Annotated in this window: 18 protein-coding genes; 9 read left to right on the plus strand and 9 right to left on the minus strand. The window is 67.2% G+C overall.

Features of this window, described 5'->3' with window-relative positions; translation table 11 throughout:
- The first annotated feature begins 3 nt into the window (after positions 1 to 3).
- Positions 4 to 681, plus strand: a complete 678-nt coding sequence (locus ACFOMP_RS14485) for an ABC transporter ATP-binding protein (RefSeq protein WP_289894240.1) — start codon at positions 4 to 6, stop codon at positions 679 to 681.
- Here ACFOMP_RS14485 and ACFOMP_RS14490 read toward each other — a convergent pair.
- Complete coding sequence (locus tag ACFOMP_RS14490) at positions 678 to 2,066, minus strand: phosphomannomutase (RefSeq protein WP_289894241.1); 1,389 nt, start codon at positions 2,064 to 2,066, stop codon at positions 678 to 680. The genes ACFOMP_RS14485 and ACFOMP_RS14490 overlap by 4 nt on opposite strands.
- Before the next feature lie 154 nt (positions 2,067 to 2,220).
- Between ACFOMP_RS14490 and ACFOMP_RS14495 the strand changes: the two genes are divergently transcribed.
- The 3 genes from ACFOMP_RS14495 to ACFOMP_RS14505 are packed head-to-tail and all read left to right on the plus strand — an operon-like array spanning position 2,221 to position 4,066.
- Positions 2,221 to 2,622 (plus strand): ketosteroid isomerase-related protein, encoded by a 402-nt coding sequence (locus tag ACFOMP_RS14495; RefSeq protein ID WP_019351567.1) that lies wholly within the window; start codon positions 2,221 to 2,223, stop codon positions 2,620 to 2,622.
- Positions 2,619 to 3,200 (plus strand): GNAT family N-acetyltransferase, encoded by a 582-nt coding sequence (locus ACFOMP_RS14500; protein WP_289894242.1) that lies wholly within the window; start codon positions 2,619 to 2,621, stop codon positions 3,198 to 3,200. The genes ACFOMP_RS14495 and ACFOMP_RS14500 overlap by 4 nt, the downstream gene beginning before the upstream one ends.
- Entirely contained in the window at positions 3,197 to 4,066 is an 870-nt protein-coding gene (locus ACFOMP_RS14505) for a carbon-nitrogen hydrolase family protein (RefSeq protein ID WP_379031769.1), read from the plus strand. Before ACFOMP_RS14500 ends, ACFOMP_RS14505 begins: the two co-directional genes overlap by 4 nt.
- Before the next feature lie 14 nt (positions 4,067 to 4,080).
- On the opposite strand, the gene ACFOMP_RS14510 is transcribed toward ACFOMP_RS14505, so the two are convergent.
- Complete coding sequence (locus tag ACFOMP_RS14510) at positions 4,081 to 4,731, minus strand: glutathione S-transferase family protein (protein ID WP_379031772.1); 651 nt, start codon at positions 4,729 to 4,731, stop codon at positions 4,081 to 4,083.
- Positions 4,732 to 4,872: 141 nt separating this feature from the next.
- Positions 4,873 to 6,333 (minus strand): 2-isopropylmalate synthase, encoded by a 1,461-nt coding sequence (locus tag ACFOMP_RS14515; RefSeq protein WP_289894245.1) that lies wholly within the window; start codon positions 6,331 to 6,333, stop codon positions 4,873 to 4,875.
- A 132-nt stretch (positions 6,334 to 6,465) separates the two neighbouring features.
- Between ACFOMP_RS14515 and ACFOMP_RS14520 the strand changes: the two genes are divergently transcribed.
- Both ACFOMP_RS14520 and ACFOMP_RS14525 read left to right on the plus strand, forming a co-directional pair.
- The gene (locus tag ACFOMP_RS14520) at positions 6,466 to 8,136 is read left to right on the plus strand and encodes an NAD+ synthase (RefSeq protein ID WP_379031775.1); all 1,671 of its coding nucleotides are present in this window, start codon (positions 6,466 to 6,468) and stop codon (positions 8,134 to 8,136) included.
- 302 nt (positions 8,137 to 8,438) lie between these two features.
- Positions 8,439 to 9,575 (plus strand): Hint domain-containing protein, encoded by a 1,137-nt coding sequence (locus tag ACFOMP_RS14525; protein WP_379031778.1) that lies wholly within the window; start codon positions 8,439 to 8,441, stop codon positions 9,573 to 9,575.
- Positions 9,576 to 9,624: 49 nt separating this feature from the next.
- On the opposite strand, the gene pncB is transcribed toward ACFOMP_RS14525, so the two are convergent.
- Together pncB and pncA are read right to left on the minus strand one after the other, a co-directional pair.
- Positions 9,625 to 10,935 carry a nicotinate phosphoribosyltransferase gene (gene pncB, locus ACFOMP_RS14530; protein ID WP_289894248.1) on the minus strand — a complete coding sequence of 437 codons (1,311 nt, stop codon included), beginning with the start codon at positions 10,933 to 10,935 and terminating at the stop codon, positions 9,625 to 9,627.
- The gene (gene pncA / locus ACFOMP_RS14535) at positions 10,932 to 11,528 is read right to left on the minus strand and encodes a bifunctional nicotinamidase/pyrazinamidase (protein WP_379031781.1); all 597 of its coding nucleotides are present in this window, start codon (positions 11,526 to 11,528) and stop codon (positions 10,932 to 10,934) included. The genes pncB and pncA overlap by 4 nt, the downstream gene beginning before the upstream one ends.
- Positions 11,529 to 11,628: 100 nt before the next feature.
- Between pncA and trhO the strand changes: the two genes are divergently transcribed.
- Both trhO and ACFOMP_RS14545 read left to right on the plus strand, forming a co-directional pair.
- A complete protein-coding gene (gene trhO / locus ACFOMP_RS14540; protein ID WP_289894819.1) occupies positions 11,629 to 12,525 on the plus strand; it encodes an oxygen-dependent tRNA uridine(34) hydroxylase TrhO in 897 nt (298 codons plus the stop codon).
- Between the two features lie 258 nt (positions 12,526 to 12,783).
- Positions 12,784 to 13,386, plus strand: coding sequence for an outer membrane protein (locus tag ACFOMP_RS14545; RefSeq protein ID WP_019351416.1), 603 nt, complete (start codon positions 12,784 to 12,786; stop codon positions 13,384 to 13,386).
- A gap of 38 nt (positions 13,387 to 13,424) precedes the next feature.
- On the opposite strand, the gene ACFOMP_RS14550 is transcribed toward ACFOMP_RS14545, so the two are convergent.
- From ACFOMP_RS14550 to ACFOMP_RS14565, 4 genes are all read right to left on the minus strand, one after another.
- Positions 13,425 to 15,707, minus strand: coding sequence for an NADP-dependent malic enzyme (locus ACFOMP_RS14550; protein WP_289894251.1), 2,283 nt, complete (start codon positions 15,705 to 15,707; stop codon positions 13,425 to 13,427).
- 81 nt (positions 15,708 to 15,788) lie between these two features.
- Positions 15,789 to 17,159: an oligosaccharide flippase family protein gene (locus ACFOMP_RS14555; RefSeq protein WP_379031785.1), complete on the minus strand. Its 1,371-nt coding sequence runs from the start codon at positions 17,157 to 17,159 to the stop codon at positions 15,789 to 15,791.
- Positions 17,159 to 18,643, minus strand: a complete 1,485-nt coding sequence (locus ACFOMP_RS14560; protein WP_379031788.1) for a GumC family protein — start codon at positions 18,641 to 18,643, stop codon at positions 17,159 to 17,161. Before ACFOMP_RS14560 ends, ACFOMP_RS14555 begins: the two co-directional genes overlap by 1 nt.
- A gap of 50 nt (positions 18,644 to 18,693) precedes the next feature.
- A complete protein-coding gene (locus ACFOMP_RS14565; protein WP_289894254.1) occupies positions 18,694 to 19,431 on the minus strand; it encodes a chromosome partitioning protein in 738 nt (245 codons plus the stop codon).
- Positions 19,432 to 19,723: 292 nt separating this feature from the next.
- Here ACFOMP_RS14565 and ACFOMP_RS14570 point away from each other — a divergent pair, with 292 nt between their 5' ends.
- A complete protein-coding gene (locus ACFOMP_RS14570; RefSeq protein WP_379031791.1) occupies positions 19,724 to 20,551 on the plus strand; it encodes a glycosyltransferase in 828 nt (275 codons plus the stop codon).

Consider the following 20,551-nt stretch of genomic DNA (forward strand, 5'->3'; position numbering starts at 1 on the left):
GCGATGATCTGGCTGGAGAATCTGACCAAGGCTTACCGGCTGAAGGGCCGGCAGACCGTGGTGGCCGACAACATCAACGCGGTGTTCCCCACCGGCGTCTCGGTCGCGCTGCTGGGCCGCAACGGGGCCGGCAAGTCGACGCTGCTGCGCATGATTGCCGGCACCGTCTCGCCCAGTTCGGGGCGGGTGCTGTCGGATGGCACCATCTCATGGCCGGTCGGCTTCATGGGCAGTTTCCATGGCGAGCTGACCGGGGCACAGAACGTGCGCTTCGTCGCCCGGATCTATGGCGTCGACACCGACGAGCTGGTCGATTATGTCGCGGATTTCGCCGAGCTCGGCCAGCATTACCACCAGCCCTTCGCCAGCTATTCCTCGGGCATGCGTTCGCGGCTGGCGATGGGGACCAGCATGGGCATCCATTTCGACACCTATCTGGTCGACGAGGTGACCAGTGTCGGCGACGCGGATTTCCGCGCCAAGTCGCAGCGCGTGTTCAACGAGCGGATGGAGACCTCGGGGGCCATCGTGGTCAGCCACTCGATGCCGATGATCCGCAACATGTGCCAGATGGGCGCGGTTCTGGATCGCGGCCATCTGACGGTCTTCGAGAATCTCAACGAGGCCATCGCCTATCACGAGGCCATCCTGCGCGTCCCGCCCGCGGTGCCCGGCGACTAGGCCGGCCCGGCCAGCAGCGCCTCGATCTCGGCGCGCTTCGCCGCCACCAGCCCGGCATCGCCGCGCGATTCGACGTTCAGCCGCACCACCGGCTCGGTGTTCGAGCGGCGCAGGTTGAAGCGCCAGTCCGGAAGTTCCAGGCTGATGCCGTCGGTTTCGTCGCGGCGGATCGCCTGCGGCGCGAAATGCGCCACCACCCGGTCGATGGCCGCGCCGGGATCGTCAAGGCGGAAGTTGATCTCGCCCGAGGACGGGAAGGCGCGCATCCGCTCGGCCAGCAGTTCGCCCAGTCCGACGCCCTTGCGACTGACCAGCTCGACCACCAGCAGCCAGGGCACCATGCCGCTGTCGGCGAAATGGAAGTCGCGGAAATAATGATGCGCCGACATCTCGCCGCCATAGATCGCCCCCGATTCGCGCATGGCGCGCTTGACGAAGGCGTGGCCGGTGCGGGCCTGCACCGCCCGGCCGCCGGCGCTGGCGATCATGTCGCGGGTGTTCAGCACCACGCGCGGGTCATGCACGATCTTTTCGCCCGGGTGCTTTTCCAGGAAGGCCGCGGCCAGCAGGCCCACGACATATTCGCCGGGGATGAACCTCCCCTGCGCATCGAAGAAGAAGCAGCGGTCGAAATCGCCGTCCCAGGCCACGCCCAGGTCGGCGCCATGATCGCGCACCGCCTCTGCGGTCATCGGCTGGTTTTCCGGCAGCAGCGGATTGGGGATGCCGTTCGGGAAGGCCGGGTCGGGCTGGTGGTTGATGCGGATGAAGCGCAGGGGCGCACCGCGCCGCTCAAGCTCGGCCGCGATGGCGTCGAAGGTCGGGCCGGCGGTACCGTTGCCGGCATTGACCAGCACGGTCAGCGGGCGCAGCGCCGCCACGTCGATGAAATCGGCCAGGGCCCGGGCATAGATCGCCCGCGCCTCGGGGAAGTCCCGCGTCTCGCCCCGGCGCTCGGGCTCGGGGAACGCGCCCGATTGCGCCAGCGCCGCCAGGGTCGCGAAATCCCCTTCGGGATCCAGCGGTGCGGCGCCGCGGCCGACCAGCTTCATGCCGTTATAGTCGATCGGGTTGTGCGAGGCCGTCACCTCGATGCCGCCATCGGCGCCGAAATGCGCGGTGGCGAAATACATCTCCTCGGTGCCGGCCAGGCCGAGGTCGCGGACATCGGCGCCGGCATCGTTCAGTCCCCGGATCAGCGCCGCCGCCAGTTCCGGCGAGGTGGCGCGCGAATCGCGGCCCACGATCACCTGCCGCGCGCCCAAGACCTGCGCGAAGGCGCGGCCGATGCGATAGGCGACATCCTCGTCCAGTTCCGAGCCCAGCCGGCCGCGCACGTCATAGGCCTTGAAGCAGTCGATCCGCCGCGCGGGCATCGTCACCATGGCATGTCCCCCTTTGTGCTGCCCCCCTCGCTACACCAGCCGTCCGGCGATGGGAATAATGCGTCAGGATCGCTGGATGGTCGGGCCTCCGCCAAAGGGCGGAGGTGACGCGGCCCGCCACCCACGCTAGACGGGACAAAACAAGGAGGTTCCGATGGATACCAAGGCCCTGATCGCCGCCTATTACGACGCCTTCAACGCCGGCCGCACCGACGAGATGCTGGGCTATCTGCATGACGAAGTGGAACATCACGTCAACGAGGGCGGCATCCGTCGCGGCAAGGACACGTTCGCCGAGTTCAACGCCCACATGACCCGCAGCTACCGCGAGGAGCTGACCGACATGGTGATCTTCGCCAACGAGGCCGGCGACCGGGCGGCGGCGGAATTCGTGGTCAACGGCACCTATCTGGCCACCGACGAGGGCCTGCCCGAGGCGAAGGGCCAGAAATACGTCCTGCCCGCCGGCGCCTTCTTCACCATTCGGGACGGCAAGATCGCGCGGGTGACGACCTATTACAACCTCACCGACTGGACGCGTCAGGTTTCGGCGTGATCCGCACCGAAAGCCTGACCGGGGATGCCGTGGCAACCGTGCTGGACGACCTGGCACGGCTGCGCATCGCGGTGTTCCGCGACTGGCCCTATCTCTATGACGGCGATCTGGAATACGAACGGAACTACCTGCGCGCCTACCAGTCGCCCGGCGCGGTGGTGATCGCGGCCTGGGACGGCGACCGCATGGTCGGCGCCTCGACCGGGGCGCCGATGGAGGATCACGCGGACGATTTCGCCGCCGCCTTCGCCGGCCGGCCCGAGCGGCTGGACGAGATCTTCTATTGCGCGGAATCGGTGCTGCTGCCCGAATATCGCGGCCACGGCCTGGGCCATGCCTTCTTCGACGGGCGCGAGGCGCAGGGCCGCGCCCTTGGCCGCCGCTACAGCGCCTTCTGCCGCGTGGTCCGGCCCGAGGATCACCCGCTGCACCCGCAGGATTATCGCCCGCTGGACGGGTTCTGGCGCAAGCGCGGCTATGCCCCCCTGCCCGGCGTGGTCGCGGAATTCGAATGGAAGGACATCGGCGATGACCGACCCTCGCGCAAACCGCTGCAATTCTGGATGAAAACCCTGTGACCCGGACCGTCAAGATCGCCGCCGCCGCCTATCCCTTCGACTGGCTTCGGGATTTCGACGCCTATCGCGCCAAGATCACCCGCTGGGTCGGGGACGCCGCCGATTGCGACCTGCTGGTCTTTCCCGAATATGGCGCGATGGAGCTGGCCTCGCTGGGCGGGCCCGAGGTGGCCGGCGATCTCGAGGCGTCGCTGCACGAGGTCGCCCGGCACGAAGCGGCGCGCGACGCGCTGCATGCCGCGCTGGCGGCGCAGCATGGGCTGCATATCCTGGCCGCCTCGGCGCCCTGTTTCGATGGGCCGCGCCCGGTCAACCGCGCGGTGCTGTTCGGGCCCGGGGGGCGGATCGGCCATCAGGACAAGCAGGTGATGACCCGCTTCGAGCGCGAGGATTGGGACGTGGTCGGCGCGCCGGGTCTGCGGGTGTTCGACACCCCCGTCGGACGGCTGGGCGTGCTGATCTGCTATGACAGCGAGTTTCCGCTGCTGGGCCGGGCGCTGGCCGAGGCCGGGGTCGAGGTGATGCTGGTGCCTTCCTGCACCGACACGGTGGCGGGGTTCAATCGGGTGCGCATCGGCGCCATGGCCCGGGCGCTGGAGAGCCAATGCGTCGTCGTGCAGGCGCCGACGGTGGGCGACGTGGATTGGAACCCGGCCATCGACGAGAACCGGGGCGCCGCCGCGATCTATGCGCCGGCGGACGGGCTGTGGCCGGAAAGCGGCGTGGTGGCCGAGGGGGCGATGGACGTGCCCGGCTGGGTCAAGGCAAACGTGGACCTGGACCGGGTGGCGGAAAGCCGGCGGGACGGGCGGGTGCTGCCCTTTGCGCATTGGCCGGAAAGCGCGGCGGTGCGGGTGGTGGAGTAACCCGCCGACCGCCGTCAGCCGGATGATGCGGCGGCAAAGACCGCACGCTGGGCATCGTAGGCCCGCTGGAAGGCCGGCCGCGCCTCGCCGCGCGCGACATAGGCAGCCAGGTTCGGATGGGCCTCCAGCAGATCCAGGCCGTTCAACCGGCGCAGCACCGTCACCATCAGCAGATCGCCGGCGCTGAAAGCGCCGTCCAGCCAATCGGCATCGCCGAGATGGCGGGAAAGGTCGGCAAGACGGTCGCGGATACTGGCCTCGAGGCTCTGCAACCGGTGACCGTACCAAGGCTTGTCGCGGTCGAGGATCTTGAGCAGGGGGTGATCGAAGATCGGCGGCTCTACCGTGTCGAGCGCCGCGAACATCCACATGATCGCCCGCGCCCGGGCATTGGCATCGCCCGGCAGCAGACCGGAATGGCGCTCGGCGATGGCGAGCACGATCGCACCGGACTCGAACAGGACCAGATCGCCCTCCTGATAGGTCGGGATCTGCCCGAATGGCTGCAGCGCGCGATGCGCGTCCCGCTTCATCGCCGCGAACGACAGCAGGCGGACTTCGTAGGGCTGGCCCACCTCCTCCAGCGCCCAGCGGACCCGCATGTCGCGCGCCAATCCCCTGCCGCCATCAGGCGAGTTTTCAAAGGCGGTAATGGTGATGGTCATCGTCCTTCTCCCTGGCTTTGTCTGTCCCAAGGACGTCTGGCCAGGCGGGAATCCGACAATGCGTCCCCGAAATAATGCCGGCAGGCGATCCGGCTTGGGCGGATTTTCCGCAGCAGGGCAGCCCCGACCAGAGGCGACCGCCTATTGCGCCGGTCCCGTCGCCGGCTCGTCCGGCACCGCCGCCTCGGGCGGCGCGGCGCCCTCGGGTTCCGCGCCCTCGTCGGGCACGGCCAGCCGGTTGTCCTCCCACTCGCCCGAGGCGACCTGACCGGTGGCATAGCGCATCACCCCCGCCCCCTGCCGCTTTCCGGCGATGAAATGGCCGGTATAGACATCGCCATTGGCATAGGTCGCGACGCCCTCGCCGTCGATCTCGCCTTCCTTCCAGCTGCCCTCGTAGCGGAAGCCGTCCGGCGCGATCAGCCGGCCCTTGCCATGGCGCAGCCCGTCCACGAAGGAACCGTCATAGGTGGTGCCATCGGGATAGGTCGCCTGCCCCTGCCCGTGCCGCTGGCCGTCGCGCCAGGCGCCGTTATAGACATAGCCGTCGGGATAGGTCATCCGGCCCTGCCCCTCGTTGCGGCCGCGCTTGAAGCCGCCCTCGTAGACCAGGCCGTTGGCGTATTTGGCGACGCCCTGCCCCTCGATCACGCCCGCGACCCAGTCGCCGTCATAGCTGGCGCCGTCCGGATAGGTGATGAGCCCGCGGCCATGCGGCAGGTCGGCCAGCAGCGCCCCCTCATAGACCGAGCCGTCGGGATAGGTGATGCGGCCCAGCCCCTCCATCCGCCCCTCGACCCAGTCGCCGGTATAGACATAGCCGTCGGTGCCGGTGAAGGTGCCCGTCCCCCAGCGCTTATCGGCGCGGAAATCGCCCTCGTAGCGGTCGCCGTTGGCATAGGTCGCCACGCCCTTGCCCTCGCGCTTGCCATTGGCGAAGCGGCCCTCGTAGCTGTCACCCGAGGGCTGGGTCAGCTTGCCCTGCCCGGCCATCTGGCCGGCCGACCAGCTGCCTTCGTATTTCAGGCCATCCGCCATGGTCAGCTTGCCCTCGCCGGAGCGCTGGTTCGCCTTCATCTCGCCTTCATAGCCGGCACCGTCGGGATAGGTGATCTTGCCGAAACCTTGCTTGACGCCGGCCTTCCAGTCGCCCTCGTAGCGATAGCCGTTGGGTTGGGTCAGCACGCCCTTGCCGTCGTGCAGCGCGTTCAGGAAGCCGCCCTCGTAGACCGAGCCATTGGCGTAATGCGCCACGCCTTGGCCAGTGATCTGGCCATCCAGCCAGTCGCCCTCGTAGCTGCCGCCATCGGCATAGGTGATCTTGCCCTTGCCATGCGGCTTGCCGCGGGCAAAGGCGCCCTCGTAGACCGAGCCGTTGGGGAATTTCGCCGTGCCCTGGCCCAGGATCTCGCCCTCGACCCAGTCGCCGGTATATTCGTAGCCCGAGGGCAGCGCGTAGGTGCCCCGCCCGTGCTGCTTGCCGTTGCGGAAGGTTCCCTCATAGACGCCGCCGTCGTCATATTGCTTGGTGATGACCGCCTGTGCGCCGGCCATGCCCGCGCCGGCCAGGATCACCGCGCAGGCGACAAGGGCTGCCTTCATGGATGCTGCACTCCGCCTCGTTGCTGCTTTTGGCATCGGTTTATCGCAAGGGGCGTGCCGGCGCAAAGCCCGACTTTTCCTTTGCCGCGCGCTGACCTATCAACGGGGCGAGACCCGGGTAAAGGAAGCGCCATGACCGACACGTTCCGCATCACCCTTGGACAGCTGAACCCGACCGTGGGCGACCTGCCCGGCAATGCCGCCAAGGCGCGCGAGGCCTGGGCCGCGGCACGCGAGGCCGGCGCCAACCTGCTGGCCCTGCCCGAGATGTTCATCACCGGCTACCAGACCCAGGACCTGGTGCTGAAGCCCGGCTTCACCCAGGAAGCCATGGCCCGCATCGTCGATCTGGCGCGGGACTGCGTGGACGGCCCCGCCATCGGCATCGGCGGCCCTTATGCCGAGGAAGACCGGCTTTACAACGCCTATTGGATCCTTCGCGGCGGCAAGGTGGTGGCGCGGGTGCTGAAGCACGAACTGCCGCACAAGCAGCTTTTCGACGAATGGCGGCTGTTCAATGTCGGGCCGATCTCGGGCCCCTACAGTCTGGACGGGCTGCGCATCGGCAGCCCGGTCTGCGAGGACGCCTGGTGGCCCGAGGTCTGCGAAACCCTGGCCGAGACCGGGGCCGAAATCCTGCTGGTCCCGAACGGCAGCCCCTATCACCGCAACAAGCTGGACCTGCGCATGGGCCACATGGTCGCCCGGGTGGTCGAGACCGATCTGCCGCTGATCTACCTGAACTCGGTCGGCGGGCAGGACGACCAGGTCTATGACGGCGGCAGCTTCGTGCTGAACCCGGGCGAGGACGGCGGCGCGGTCAAGGTCATGCAGCTTGCCCCCTTCGACGAGATGCTGGCCCATGTCGATTTCACCCGCACGCCGCAGGGCTGGCGGGCGGTGCCGGGCCGCATGGACCATCAGCCCGACGAGTGGGAGCAGGACTACCGCGCCATGATGGAGGGCTTGCGCGACTACATGCGCAAGTCCGGGTTCCGCAAGGCGGTGCTGGGCCTGTCGGGCGGCATCGACTCGGCGCTGGTCGCCACCATCGCCAGCGACGCCATCGGCCCCGAGAACCTGCGCTGCGTCATGCTGCCCAGCGAATACACCTCGCAGGCCAGCCTCGAGGATGCCGCCGATTGCGCCGGGCGGCTGGGCACCCGGCTGGATACCGTGCAGATCGAAGGTGCCCGCGACGCGGTGGAGAATGCCCTGGCGCATCTGATGGAAGGCACCCAGCCCGACATCACCGAGGAAAACATCCAGTCCCGGCTGCGCGGCGTGATGCTGATGGCGCTGTCGAACAAGTTCGGCGAGCTGCTGCTGACCACCGGCAACAAGTCCGAGGTCGCGGTCGGCTATGCCACGATCTATGGCGACATGGCCGGCGGCTACAACCCGATCAAGGATCTTTACAAGACCCGCGTTTTCGAGACCTGCCGCTGGCGCAACCGGAACCATCGCGACTGGATGCAGGGCCCGGCGGGCGAGGTGATCCCGCCGCAGATCATCTCGAAACCGCCCTCGGCCGAGCTGCGGCCGAACCAGAAGGACCAGGACAGCCTGCCGCCCTATGAGGTGCTGGACGCAATCCTGGAAGGGCTGGTCGAGAAGGACCTGGCGCTGAAGGATCTGGTCGCGCAAGGCTTCGAGCCCGAAACGGTCAAAAAGGTCGAGACCCTGCTTTATGGCAGCGAATGGAAGCGTTACCAGGCAGCGCCCGGGCCGCGCATCTCGACCAAGGCTTTCTGGCTGGACCGGCGCTACCCGCTGGTCAACCGCTGGCGCGATCGGATTTGACCAACGGCATGATCGTGACCCTACGTCACGATCATGCCGCCCCTTCCGGTTCCCGCATCGCGGATTCTGTGCAACTCATTGAAATTCTTGCGATGCTATGCGCAGATGAGCGGAAACCTGCCCATTTCGACAGGTTAATAAAAGTCGAATCATCCTTTAGCTAACGGGTAGAGACGCGCGGTTTTGTTTTTCCGCCCTGTCTCCTCCATGCGGCGATCGGCACTGCCGATCCGGCATGGCGCAGTGGTTGAATGTGTTTTGTGCCCTCATCTGCGGGGGTTTGTTAGCGATTAGGGTCTGCCATGCCGACAACGACGTCGATCCGTGTCATCTATCTTGGAACGCATCGGGATCTGGATCCCGACGAATTCAGCACCGGCGCCGAGAACGCCTCGGAGCTGGTGGGATCCACCTTCGGCAGCGCCGATCAGCCGCTGGCGCGCGAGATCAATACTATCACACTGCATGACGGCAACGACGACAACGCCATTTCTTTCAACAATCTATGGGGCTCGCCCCCGAACGAATACGGCGTCCATAACGGCGTGAGCCATTACGCCGATACCGGGATCATCTATCGCGGCACCGTAACCTATGCCGACGGCACCAGCGCCAGCGATGTGCAGCTGCGCGTCCTGCAGGACACCGGCGGCAGCCTGGTGCTGCTGCCGCCGCCCGCCTCGGCCACCCAGGCCGAGATCGACGGCGTCACCAGCAAGGCGATCCAATCGATTACCCTGACCAGCTATGAGCGCAGCGATTTCAACAGCATAGACACCTCGCGCTACGGGCTTGAGGATGCTCCGGCTTTCGTCTGCTTCCGCCACGGCACGCTGATCCTGACCGAGCGCGGCGAGGTGCCGGTCGAGGATCTGCGGGTCGGCGACATGATCGTCACCCGCGACCACGGCACGCAGCCGCTGCGCTGGATCGGCTCGAAACAGATCGACGGCGCGTTGCTGCGGGCCTTCGAGAAGCTGCGCCCGGTGCGCATCCGCGCCGGCGCGCTTGGCCCGGACCTGCCCAGTCGCGACCTTTACGTCTCGCAGCAGCACCGCATCCTGGTCAGTTCGAAGATCGCCGAGCGGGTCTGCGGCACGGCCGAGGTTCTGGTCGCCGCCAAGCATCTGACCGACATCGACGGCATCGAACTGGTCGAGGATTGCGAGGCGCTGACCTATTATCACCTGCTGTTCGACCGGCACGAGATCCTGTGCTCGGAAGGGGCGCAGACCGAATCGCTGTTCACCGGCGCCGAAGCGCTGAAAGCGGTCTCGCCTGCCGCCCGCGCCGAAATCCTGGCGCTGTTCCCCGAACTGCTGTCGGAAACCTGCGCGCGGGAACCTGCGCGCAGGATCGGCAACGGTCGCGAGGGACGGCAGCTCGCCAAGCGCCATGCTGCCAACCGCCGCGAGCTGCAACCGGCGCTTTCGCGCTGACACCCAAGGCCCCGGACCACCACATGCCGGGGCCTGCCCATTTCCCGGTCTAGACCACCACGTCCATGCGCTGCTGGCGGCCGACGCCGAAGATGCGCTTGTAACGCTCGATCTCGTCCTGCGGCCCAGTGGCCTTTTCGGGATTGTCGGACAGCTTGACGGTCGGCCGCCCCTCGGCCGCCACCGCCTTGCAGACCAGCGAGAACGGCGCCAGCCCGTCGCCCGGCACCAGCCCGCGGAAATCGTTGGTCAGCAGCGTGCCCCAGCCGAAACTGACCTTCACCCTGCCGTGGAAGCGCTGGAACAGCGCCTTGATCCGGTCCACGTCCAGCCCGTCCGAGAAGATGATCAGCTTGTTGCGCGGATCCTCGCCGCGGTCCTGCCACCAGCGGATCGCCGTCTCGGCCCCTTCGGCCGGGTCGCCGCTGTCGACGCGGATGCCGGTCCAGCCGGCCAGCCAGTCCGGCGCGTGCTCGAGGAAGCCCTTGGTGCCATAGGTGTCGGGCAGGATGATGCGCAGCATCCCGTCATGTTCTTCATGCCAGTCGGCCAGCACGCGATAGGGCGCCTGGCGCAATTCCTCGTCGCTGTCGGCCAGCGCGGCATAGACCATCGGCAGTTCGTGGGCATTGGTGCCGATGGCCTCGATGTCGCGGCGCATGGCGATCAGGCAGTTCGAGGTGCCGATGAAGCGCTGGTCGCCCAGCCCCTCGACCATGGCCTGCACGCACCAGTCCTGCCACAGGAAGCTGTGCCGCCGTCGGGTGCCGAAATCGGCGATGCGCAGGTCGGGGCCGAGCTTGCGCAATTCCTCGATCTTTTCCCATAGCCGGGCCATGGCGCGGGCATAAAGCACCTGCAGCTCGAACCGACCCATGTCCTTGAGCACGGAGCGCGAGCGCAGCTCCATGATGATGGCCAGCGCCGGGATCTCCCACAGCATGACCTCGGGCCAGCGGCCCTCGAAGGTCAACTCGTACTGGCCGTCGCGCTTTTCCAGATGATAGGCCGGCAGGCGCAGGTTTTCCAGGAACTCCATGAAATCCGGGCGGAACATCTGCCGCTTGCCATAGAAGGTATTGCCGCGCAGCCAGGTGCTTTCGCCCCGCGTCAGCGACAGGCCGCGCACATGATCCAGTTGCTCGCGCAGCTCGCCCTCGTCGATCAGCTCGGCCAGGCGGATGCGGCTGGTGCGGTTGATCAGGCTGAAGGTGACTTGCGTGTCGGGCCGGTTGCGAAACACCGACTGGCACATCAGCAGCTTGTAGAAATCGTCGTCGATCAACGAGCGGACGATCGGGTCGATCTTCCATTTATGGTTATAGACGCGGGTGGCGATATCGACCGTCGGGATCATCATGCCAATGTCACCCCCGCGTTGCGCATGCCGTCGCGGGCCGCCTCGCGCGAGCCGTGCAGGTCGATGGCGCGGGTGGCGCCCTCGATCACCGTGGCGGAAAAGCCCAGCTTCGCCGCGTCGATGGCCGACCAGGCGACGCAGAAATCATGCGCAAGGCCGACGAAGGTCAGATCGTCCAGCCCACGTTCGCGCAGGTAGCCGGCAAGGCCGGTGGGCGTGCGGCGGTCGTTCTCGAAAAACGCCGAATAGCTGTCGATCTGCGGGCGGAAACCCTTGCGGATGACCAGATCGGCGCAATCCACGGCCAGCGTCGGATGGAACCCCGCCCCCACCGATCCGATCACGCAATGCGCCGGCCACAGCACCTGCGGGCCATAGGGCATCTCGACCTGCGAAAATGCGGCGATGCCGGGGTGGTTGTCGGCAAAGCTGGCATGGTCGTGCGGATGCCAGTCTTGGGTCAGCACCACGGCATCGTAATCCGCCATCAGGTCGTTGATCGGCGCCACGATCTCGTCTCCGCCGGCCACGGCAAGCCGCCCCCCCGGACAGAAATCCAGCTGCATGTCGATGACGATCAGGGCTTTTGCCACGGCGCCTCTCCTGTTTTCCCAAGGAAATTGGTAGGCGCAGGCGGCCGAGGCGTCAATGCGGCAACTTGATTGCACCTCTGCGCGGCGCTATGGCCAGCCCATGCTGATCGTCGCCGCGCTTTACCATTTCACCCGCTTTCCCGACCCCGAGACGCTGAAGGCGCCGCTGGCGAAATGCGCCTGCGCGCAGGGGGTCAAGGGCACGCTGCTGCTGGCGCCCGAGGGCATCAACGGCACCATCGCCGGCACGCGCCAGGGTGTCGACGCGGTGCTGGCGCATATCCGCGCCCTGCCCGGCTGCGCGGCGCTGGAGTGGAAGGAAAGCCCCGCCGAGACCATGCCCTTCGGCCGCATGAAGGTGCGGCTGAAGCGCGAGATCGTCACCATGGGCCAGCCCGAGGTCGATCCGCTGGCCGCGGTGGGCCGGTATGTCGCGCCGCAGGACTGGAACGCGCTGATCAGCGCCCCCGACGTGGCGGTGATCGACACCCGCAACGATTACGAGGTCGAGATCGGCAGCTTCGCCGGCGCCGTCGATCCCGGCACAAGCAGCTTTCGCGACTTCCCGGCCTGGTGGCGCGCGAACCGCGACCGTTTCGCGGGCAAGCGCATCGCCATGTTCTGCACCGGCGGTATCCGCTGCGAGAAATCCACGAATTTTCTGCTGGGCGAGGGCGTGCCCGAGGTATTTCACCTGAAAGGCGGCATCCTGAAATACCTTGAGGAGATGCCCGAAGAGAGCAGTCTCTGGCGCGGCGAATGCTTCGTCTTCGACAAGCGGGTCAGCCTGGGCCACGGGCTGCGCCAGGGCCGCCATGCGCTTTGCCATGCCTGCCGCCGGCCCCTGGCGCCCGAGGATCGCGACCGCCCGGAATACGAGGAAGGCGTCAGCTGCCACCGCTGCGCCGGCGAATATGCCGAGGCCGACCGGGCCCGATTCCGCGAACGCCAGCGACAGGCCGCACGGGGGGAGTGTTTCGGCGACGTTCGGGACTGACGGCGCGGCAGCATTCGTTGATCGTAGCAACGATCTGAAAAACAACAGGTTTGCCCGATCACGCCTGTTCAAGACCGCTTGAGCGGTTAAGCCGTTCATCCCTTTGCATTTCCCCTGTCACGGCAGAGGGCGCCGGTCACCGGCTGACACTTGTCCGTGCTGCGGTGCCGCAAAAGCTTCCATCCGGCGGTTGGGATGTTAGGCATTGGGCCCGAGTGATCTGGGCCGCACCGGCCCGCAAGAAATGGAGAACTCACAATGAAAGCAATTGGTTACGCAACCCTCGTCTCGCTGATCGCGGGCGGTGCCTATGCCGGCGGCTATGTCGCCCCGGTGGTCGAGCAGCCGGTCGTCGCCCCGATCGAGCCGATGACGATCGAGCCGAGCAACTGGAACGGCTTCTATGCCGGTCTGCAATACGGCAAGGGCAGCGGCGATCTGGGCAACCGCGGCACGCAGCCGGATTTCGGCGATTTCGACGCCTATGGTGTGCATGCCGGCTATCAGCGCGGCTTCGGCAAGTTCGTGCTGGGCGGCGAGCTGGACTACAACAAGCTCTCGCCGGACGAAGAAGCCTATAGCGACGGCGACATGACCCGGCTGCGGCTGCGGGCGGGCTATGACATGGGCAAGTTCCTGCCCTATGCCACGCTGGGCGCGGCCAAGCTGGACACCGACGAATTCTCGGATACCGGCCTGACCTATGGCCTGGGCGTCGACTACAAGGTCGCCGAGCACTTCACCGTCGGCGCGGAATATACCCGCAACGATTTCAAGGATGTGCTGCAGGACAGCGCCGGCGTGGACGGCAACGACCTGGATATGGACATGGTGCAGATCCGCGCGTCCTACAAGTTCTGACTTATGACGGGCGCCCCGTGGCCGGGGCGCCCGCCTGCCTATTTCACCTGCCCCAACCGGCCTGCCGCGATGGCGGCCATGTTCAGGATGTCGTTCACCGTCGAGCCGGTCGAGCAGATCTGGATCGGCTGCGGCACCCCGGTCAGGATCGGGCCGATCACCGTCGCCCCCGCCATCTCCTGCAAGAGCTTCACCGAGATCGAGGCCGAGTGCCGCGCCGGCACCACCAGCACATTGGCCGGCCCCTTCAGCCGCGAGAACGGGTATTTCGCCGCCTGCGACGGGTTCAGCGCCACGTCGACGGTCATCTCGCCCTCGTATTCGAAATCGACGCGGCGGGCATCCAGCACCTCGGTGGCATGGGCCATCTTCACCGCCCGCTCGCTGACCGGATAGCCGAAGTTCGAGAAGGACAGGAAGGCGACCTTCGGTTCCAGCCCCAGCCCGCGTGCGACATGGGCGCCGCGGGTGGCGATGTCGGCCAGGTCCTCGGCCTCGGGCCATTCATGCACCAGCGTATCGCCCATCAGGATGATGCGGCCGTTATGCAGCACCGCGGTGATGCCCACGGCGCCGTCGGCGGGGGTCACGTCGAAGACCATGCCGATCTGCGACAGCACATGCGCGTTCTTGCGCGTCGCCCCGGTCACCAGCCCGTCGCCATGGCCATGCGCCAGCATCAGCGAGGCAAAGACATGCCGGTCGCGATTGGCCAGCTTGACCGCATCCTCGCGGTCATAGCCCTTGCGCTGCAACCGGGCGTAAAGCGTCTCGTGATATTGCTCCAGATGCCGGGAATTGCCGGCATTGACCACCGAAATCTCGCGCGCCGCATCGCCCAGGCCGGCCGCCTCGAGCTTGTCCTTCACGTCGTTTTCGCGACCGACGACGATGGACTGGCCCATGCCGCCGCGCTGCCAGGCCACGGCGGCGCGCAGCACCCGCGGGTCGTCGCCCTCGGCAAAGATCATCCGGGCCTGGGCCTGCCGGGCGCGGGCATGGATGCCCTGCAGGATGGCGGCGGTCGGGTCCATGCGCGCCTTGAGCGACTGGACATAGCCTTCCATGTCGATGATCGGCCGGCGGGCGACGCCGGTATCCATGCCCGCCTTGGCGACCGCCGGCGGCACGACATGGATCAGCCGCGGGTCGAAGGGCGTCGGGATGATGTAATCGCGGCCGAATTGCAGCTTGCGGCCATAGGCGACGGCAACCTCGTCCGGCACATCCTCGCGCGCCAGTTCGGCCAGCGCCCGGGCGCAGGCGATCTTCATCTCGTCATTGATGGCACGGGCATGGATGTCCAGCGCGCCGCGGAACAGATAGGGAAAGCCCAGGACGTTATTGACCTGGTTCGGGTAGTCCGAGCGGCCGGTGGCGACGATGGCGTCGGGGCGCACCGCATGGGCCTCCTCGGGGGTGATCTCGGGATCGGGGTTGGCCATGGCGAAAATGACCGGATTTTCGGCCATGCTCTGCACCATGTCCTGCGTCACCGCGCCCTTGGCCGACACGCCCAGGAACACGTCGGCGCCCTTCATCGCCTCCTCCAGAGTCCGCGCCTCGGTCACGACGGCATGGGCGGATTTCCACTGGTTCATGCCCTCGCTGCGGCCCTGGTAGATCACGCCCTTGGTGTCGCACATGATGCAGTTCGCATGCCGCGCGCCCATGGATTTCAGCAGCTCCAGGCAGGCGATGCCGGCGGCGCCGGCGCCGTTCAGCACGATCTTCACGTCCTCGATCTTCTTGCCCGACAGCTCCAGCGCGTTGATCAGCCCGGCGGCGCAGATCACCGCCGTGCCGTGCTGGTCATCATGGAAGACCGGAATGTCCATGAGCTCCTTGAGCCGCTGCTCGATGATGAAGCATTCCGGCGCCTTGATGTCCTCAAGATTGATGCCGCCGAAGGTCGGGCCCATCAGCCGCACGGCGTTGATGATCTCGTCCGGGTCCTCGGTGTCCAGCTCGATGTCGATGGCGTTCACGTCGGCGAAGCGCTTGAACAGCACCGCCTTGCCCTCCATCACCGGCTTCGAGGCCAGCGCGCCCAGATTGCCAAGGCCGAGGATCGCGGTGCCGTTCGAGATCACCGCGACCATGTTGCCCTTGACGGTATAGTCATAGGCGGTCTCGGGCCGTTCGGCGATGGCCTCGACCGGAACGGCGACGCCGGGGGAATAGGCCAGCGACAGGTCGCGCTGCGTCGCCATCGGGGTCGAGGCGACGATGTCGTATTTGCCCGGACGGGGCTCCAGGTGATAGGCCAGAGCCTCTTCCCGCGTGATGCGGGACTTGCGCGGGGTATTGTCGTCGCTCATCCGGTTTCTCCTCGTGACGTGGCTTTATGCAATAGCCCCGGCACCAAAGAAACCGAAAGGGGAAAAATGTTTGAAGCTGACCTAGGAAAACAGCGCCCCCACAACCGCTTGGCGATGCGCGAACAGCACCGAGCCGGCAGCGCCCAGGGCAACCAGCGCGGCGATCAGGTCGTGGCGCGGGTCCCAGCAGCCATGCCGGCGCGCCAGCCAGACCGTCACCGGATAGCAGAAGATCTGCGACAGCGCTTGGCCGACCAGCAGCCCCGGCAGGCCGTAAAGGAAGGCGCCGCCCGCGACCAGGGTGAAATAGATTCCCGCCCGCGAGGATTGCATGATGAAGAAGCCCCGCGAATCCCCCGCCGCCAGCGCCGAATATTCATAGCTGATCGGGATGACCTGCAGCATCTGGATGCAGGCGATCGCCACCAGAATCCCGCCGGCGCTGGCATAGCGCGCATCATAAAGCAGGCCGACCAGCGGCGGCCCGGCCCAGGCCAGAACGATGGCGGCAAACAGCAGCAGCGCCGTCAGCCCGGCGCGGGTGCGCGCCAGCGTGCGGCGGTGATGCTCGTCCTCGGATGGCGGGTGTTCGCGATATAACGGGATGAACAGCCGTCCGCCGATCGAGGAGCCCAGCATCGCCGGCACCGTGGCCAGGAACAGGCCGATATTGTAGATGCCCAGTTGATGCAGGGTCAGCACCCGTCCCAGGATGATCCGGTCGCCCTGGAACAGCAGAAAGCCGCAGATGGTGCTGAAAAAGATCCATTTGCCGAACTTCATCACCTCGGCCCGCGCCTCGGGTTCAAGCCGGAAGCGGTTGCGGTGGCCGGGCAGGAACAGGCGGAACATCAAAAGCTGCGCAAAGGCGCCCAGCACATTGCCCCAGACCAGCGCCCAGACCGATTGCAGGATCAGCGCGGCGGCGATGGTGATCAGGATGCCGATCAGCTGGTTGCCAAGCTCGATCACCGTCAGCCGGCCGATCTGCAGATGGCGCGCCGCGGTGTCGATGCGCGTGGGCAGGAAGCCCCCGACGATCATCGAGGTGGCGGCCACCGGAAAGACCCAGCCGAACAGCGGCGAGTCGTAGAACACCGACAGCGGCCAGGCCATTGCCATGGCGGCCAGGAAGATCAGGAAGCCGCGGACGATCTTCAGCGTCCAGATCGTGTCGAGGAAATCCGGGTCGTCGCCGCGCTTGCTCTGCATGATCGACGGGCCGAAGCCCATGTCGCTGAACATGCTGAGCCCGATCAGGAAACTGGTCACCAGCGCCATCAGGCCGAAATCGTCGGGGCTGAGGATGCGGGTCAGGATCAGGTTCGAGCCCAGCCGCATGATCTGGCCCAGGCCGAAATTGGCCATGGACCAGGCACCGCTGCCCAGGGCACGCGATGCAAGGCCCTTGCGCGGCGCCGCGGCGGGGGCTTCCAGGGCCGGTTCCTCCATCACCCCATCCCGTCGGTCGGGGTGGGGACGACGCCCGGCGAGGGCAGGCCGGGGATGCGGCCCAGCAGCCACAGCGCCACCACCGCACCGACCACCAGCAGGACGACCAGATAGATGTTGCGGCGGCGGCGGGCGCGCAGCTCGGCCTCGGACAGCCGATAGGGCAGCGAGATCACCGGCCGGGTTCCCGTCGCCCGCGCGAATTGGGTGCTGCGGCGCAGGACCGGGTTCATCAGCTCCAGCGCGAAGGCGACGATCAGCGCCAGGGTCATGCTGCCGGCGGCGCCCATCACCGCGCTTTTCTTGCGGCTGGAAAGCGCCGGATATTCTGGCGGCAGGGCGCGTTCCAGCAGCACGAAGCGCTCGGTCTGGTCGTTCTCCATCAGCATCTGCTGAGTTTCGACCTGGGCGAGCTGGCGCGAGATCTCGTTGTAGCGGTCCTGCAGGCGGCGCTGCTCGCGCTGCATCGCCTCAAGCTCGCGCGTGACTTCCGGGGCGCGGGCGCGGGCCTGGTCGATTTCGGTGCGGCGCGTGCCGATGCCGGCCTTCTGCTCGTTCAGCTTGACCAGCTGGGCGTCGATCAGCTCGGCCTGGCGGCGAAGCACGTCCGATCCGCCGATGCCCGCGCCGCTGTTCAGCCGCGCCAGGCTTTCCTCGAGCCGCTTGATCTCGGGGTGGTCGGGGTCCAGCGTGCGGCGGGCCTGCGCCAGCTCGATCTCGGCGCCGCGGATCTGCTGCACCAGCGAGGCCGAGGGCCGCGCATCCGCCGCGCTGCCGCCCGCCTCCAGCGACAGCCGTTCGCGCTGCAGGGTCATGATGTCGCGGTCCAGCGCGGTTTCGATCTCGGTCAGCTGGGCCAGCTCGGTCTGCAGGAATTCCTGCGAGGTCGGCAGCGAATCCTCGTTGCGGGCGCTGTATTCGACGACCTTGCGTTCCTGCACCGAAAGCTGCTCGTTCAGGCGCATCTCCTCGCTGCGCAGATATTCCTGCGATTCCAGGATGCGCGCCTTGCGGTTCTCGCGGTCGCGGTTCACGACGCTGTCGGCGAAATCATTGGCAATCGCCGCGGCCATGGCCGGCGTCTCGGCCTGCGAGGTGATGACGATGGCGGCCAGGGCCAGCCGCGAATCCACCGACACGCCGGGCGCGGTGATGCTTTCGATGCGGGTCGAGCTGCGCAGCGCCCCGATCTTCTCGGTCTCGCTGAGGCCGGCGGTGTCTGCGAACAGCCCCAACCGCTCGATCACGTCGCGCAGGTTCGCCCGCGCCATCAGCCGCTGCTCGATCAGCTGCACGCGGCGCGAGGCGGGCAGCGAGCTGTCGACGCCCTGGTCCACCGCCGGCATGTCCAGCTGGATCACCGCCGAAGCCTGGTAGACCCGGGGCGAGGACACGATCAGGTAGAATGAAATCAGCACGCCCAGGACCACGATCGTCATCACCAGCGGCAGCCGCCGCCAGATCATCGAGATCAGATCCTGCAAGGATTGAATCGGTCCCAAAATTCCGAACCCTGTCTCTTAAAAAAACAATGTCAATCTTCCGACTTGTTCAGGACGACACCCATCACCGGGGGCATCCCGACCAGCAGCCGCTCGGCCTCGGCCATGTCGGCGGCGGTGCCCTGGCGGCCGTCGGCGACCAGCAGCAACGCATCGGCCAGCGGCAGGGCGGCCAGCGCCGCATCCTCGGCCAGAAGCGGCGCGGTGTCGAGGATCATCATCTCGGCCGGATGGCTCTCGTGCAGCTTCCGCATCGCCTGGGCCAGCGCCTCGTCCTGCAGCAGCTCGGCCGCGGCCGGGTCGGCGCGCTCGGGCGCGAGCACCGACAGGTTCGGCGCCTCGTCCACGCGGACCAGCAACCCGTCGAGCCCGCCACCCTCGCGCAGCCTCTCGCCGACCGAGGTGCAGCCCGGAATCGCCAGTTGCCGCGCCACGTCGGGCCCGCCCAGGTCCAGATCGACCAGCGCCACCTGGGTATGCGGCTGCCGGGCCAGCGCAAGCGACAGGTTCACCGCCACGAAAGTGCCCCCCGCGCCGGGCGTCAGCGGGACCACGGCCAGTCTGCTCCAGTCGCGGCTGCGCATTTCGCGCAGGATGCGGGTGCGCAGCAGCGAAAAGCGCTGCGCGATGATCTTGGCATGTTTCGCGTCCGACGCGGCCAGCGCCGCCTCGCGCCGGATAAACTTGCTGGAAACATGGCTGCGCGCGGTCTCGGGCGCAGCCTGTCCTGCCGGCGTCCTGTCCGGTTCATTCCCTGTCGCGGGCTTCAAACCTGTGGCCCCTCTGCCTCTGGTGGAACGCGGCCGCCCTTAAGGCTGCCGCCTGCCGATGACATTCACGGCAGCGGCATGGTAGCGTCCGCGCCATGAACGCGACAACCGAAAACACGCAGGTTCACGATAATGCGCCGCATTTCCCCGCGCCGCCTTGCCGAAACCGGCTCTCCGGCCGCGCCCGGCCCGCCGGCCCCGGGAGCAGCGCGAGCGATGCGCATCATATTCAACCCAAGATTGACAAGCGCCGAATCGGCCGGCGCCGCCCCTGCAGCCTGTTCCGGACCAGATGACCCCCTGCACCATCATCCTGCCCGCCCATGACGAGGCGGATTACATCGGCCCGTGCCTCGACCACCTGTTGCGGCAGGACCACCGGGGCCCGGTGGCGGTGATCGTGGTCGCCAATGGCTGCCGGGACGATACCGCCGACCGGGCGCGGGCCCATGCCCCCGGCTTTGCCCAGCGCGGCTGGACGCTGCGCGTCGAAGAACTGGCGCAGGGCGGCAAGATCAGCGCCCTGAACCACGGCGATGCCTGCGCCGACCCGGGGGTGCGGGTCTATCTGGATGCCGATATCCGCATGGGCCCGCGGCTGCTTTCCGGCCTGATGCGGGCGCTGGAGGCGCCCGAGCCGCGTTATGCCGGCGGCCGGCTGGTGGTGGCACCGGCGCGCAGCCCGGTCTCGCGCGCCTATGCGCGATTCTGGCAGAAACTGCCCTTCGTGGCGCAGGGCGTCACCGGCGCCGGGCTGTTCGCGGTGAACCAGGCGGGACGCGCGCGCTGGGGCGCCTTCCCGCAGATCATCTCGGACGACACCTTCGCCCGGCTGCAATTCGAGGAAGCCGAGCGTTTCCTGGTGGACGAGCCCTATGAATGGCCGCTGGTCGAGGGCTTCCCGCGTCTGGTCCGCGTGCGCCGCCGCCAGGATCTGGGCGTGGCCGAGATCGCCCGGCTGTTTCCCGACCTGCCGCGGCGCCAGGGCCATGTCCGGCCCGGCCGCGGCGCGTTGCTGCGGCTGGCCGCTGCCGATCCCCTCGGCTTCGCCGCCTATGCCGCGGTGGCGCTGGCGGTGCGCATGCGCCGCGACCAGCCCGGCTGGGCGCGCGGCCGCTAG

Origin of the sequence: Paracoccus simplex (genome assembly GCF_042648325.1) — a bacterium.
GTDB lineage: Bacteria > Pseudomonadota > Alphaproteobacteria > Rhodobacterales > Rhodobacteraceae > Paracoccus > Paracoccus simplex.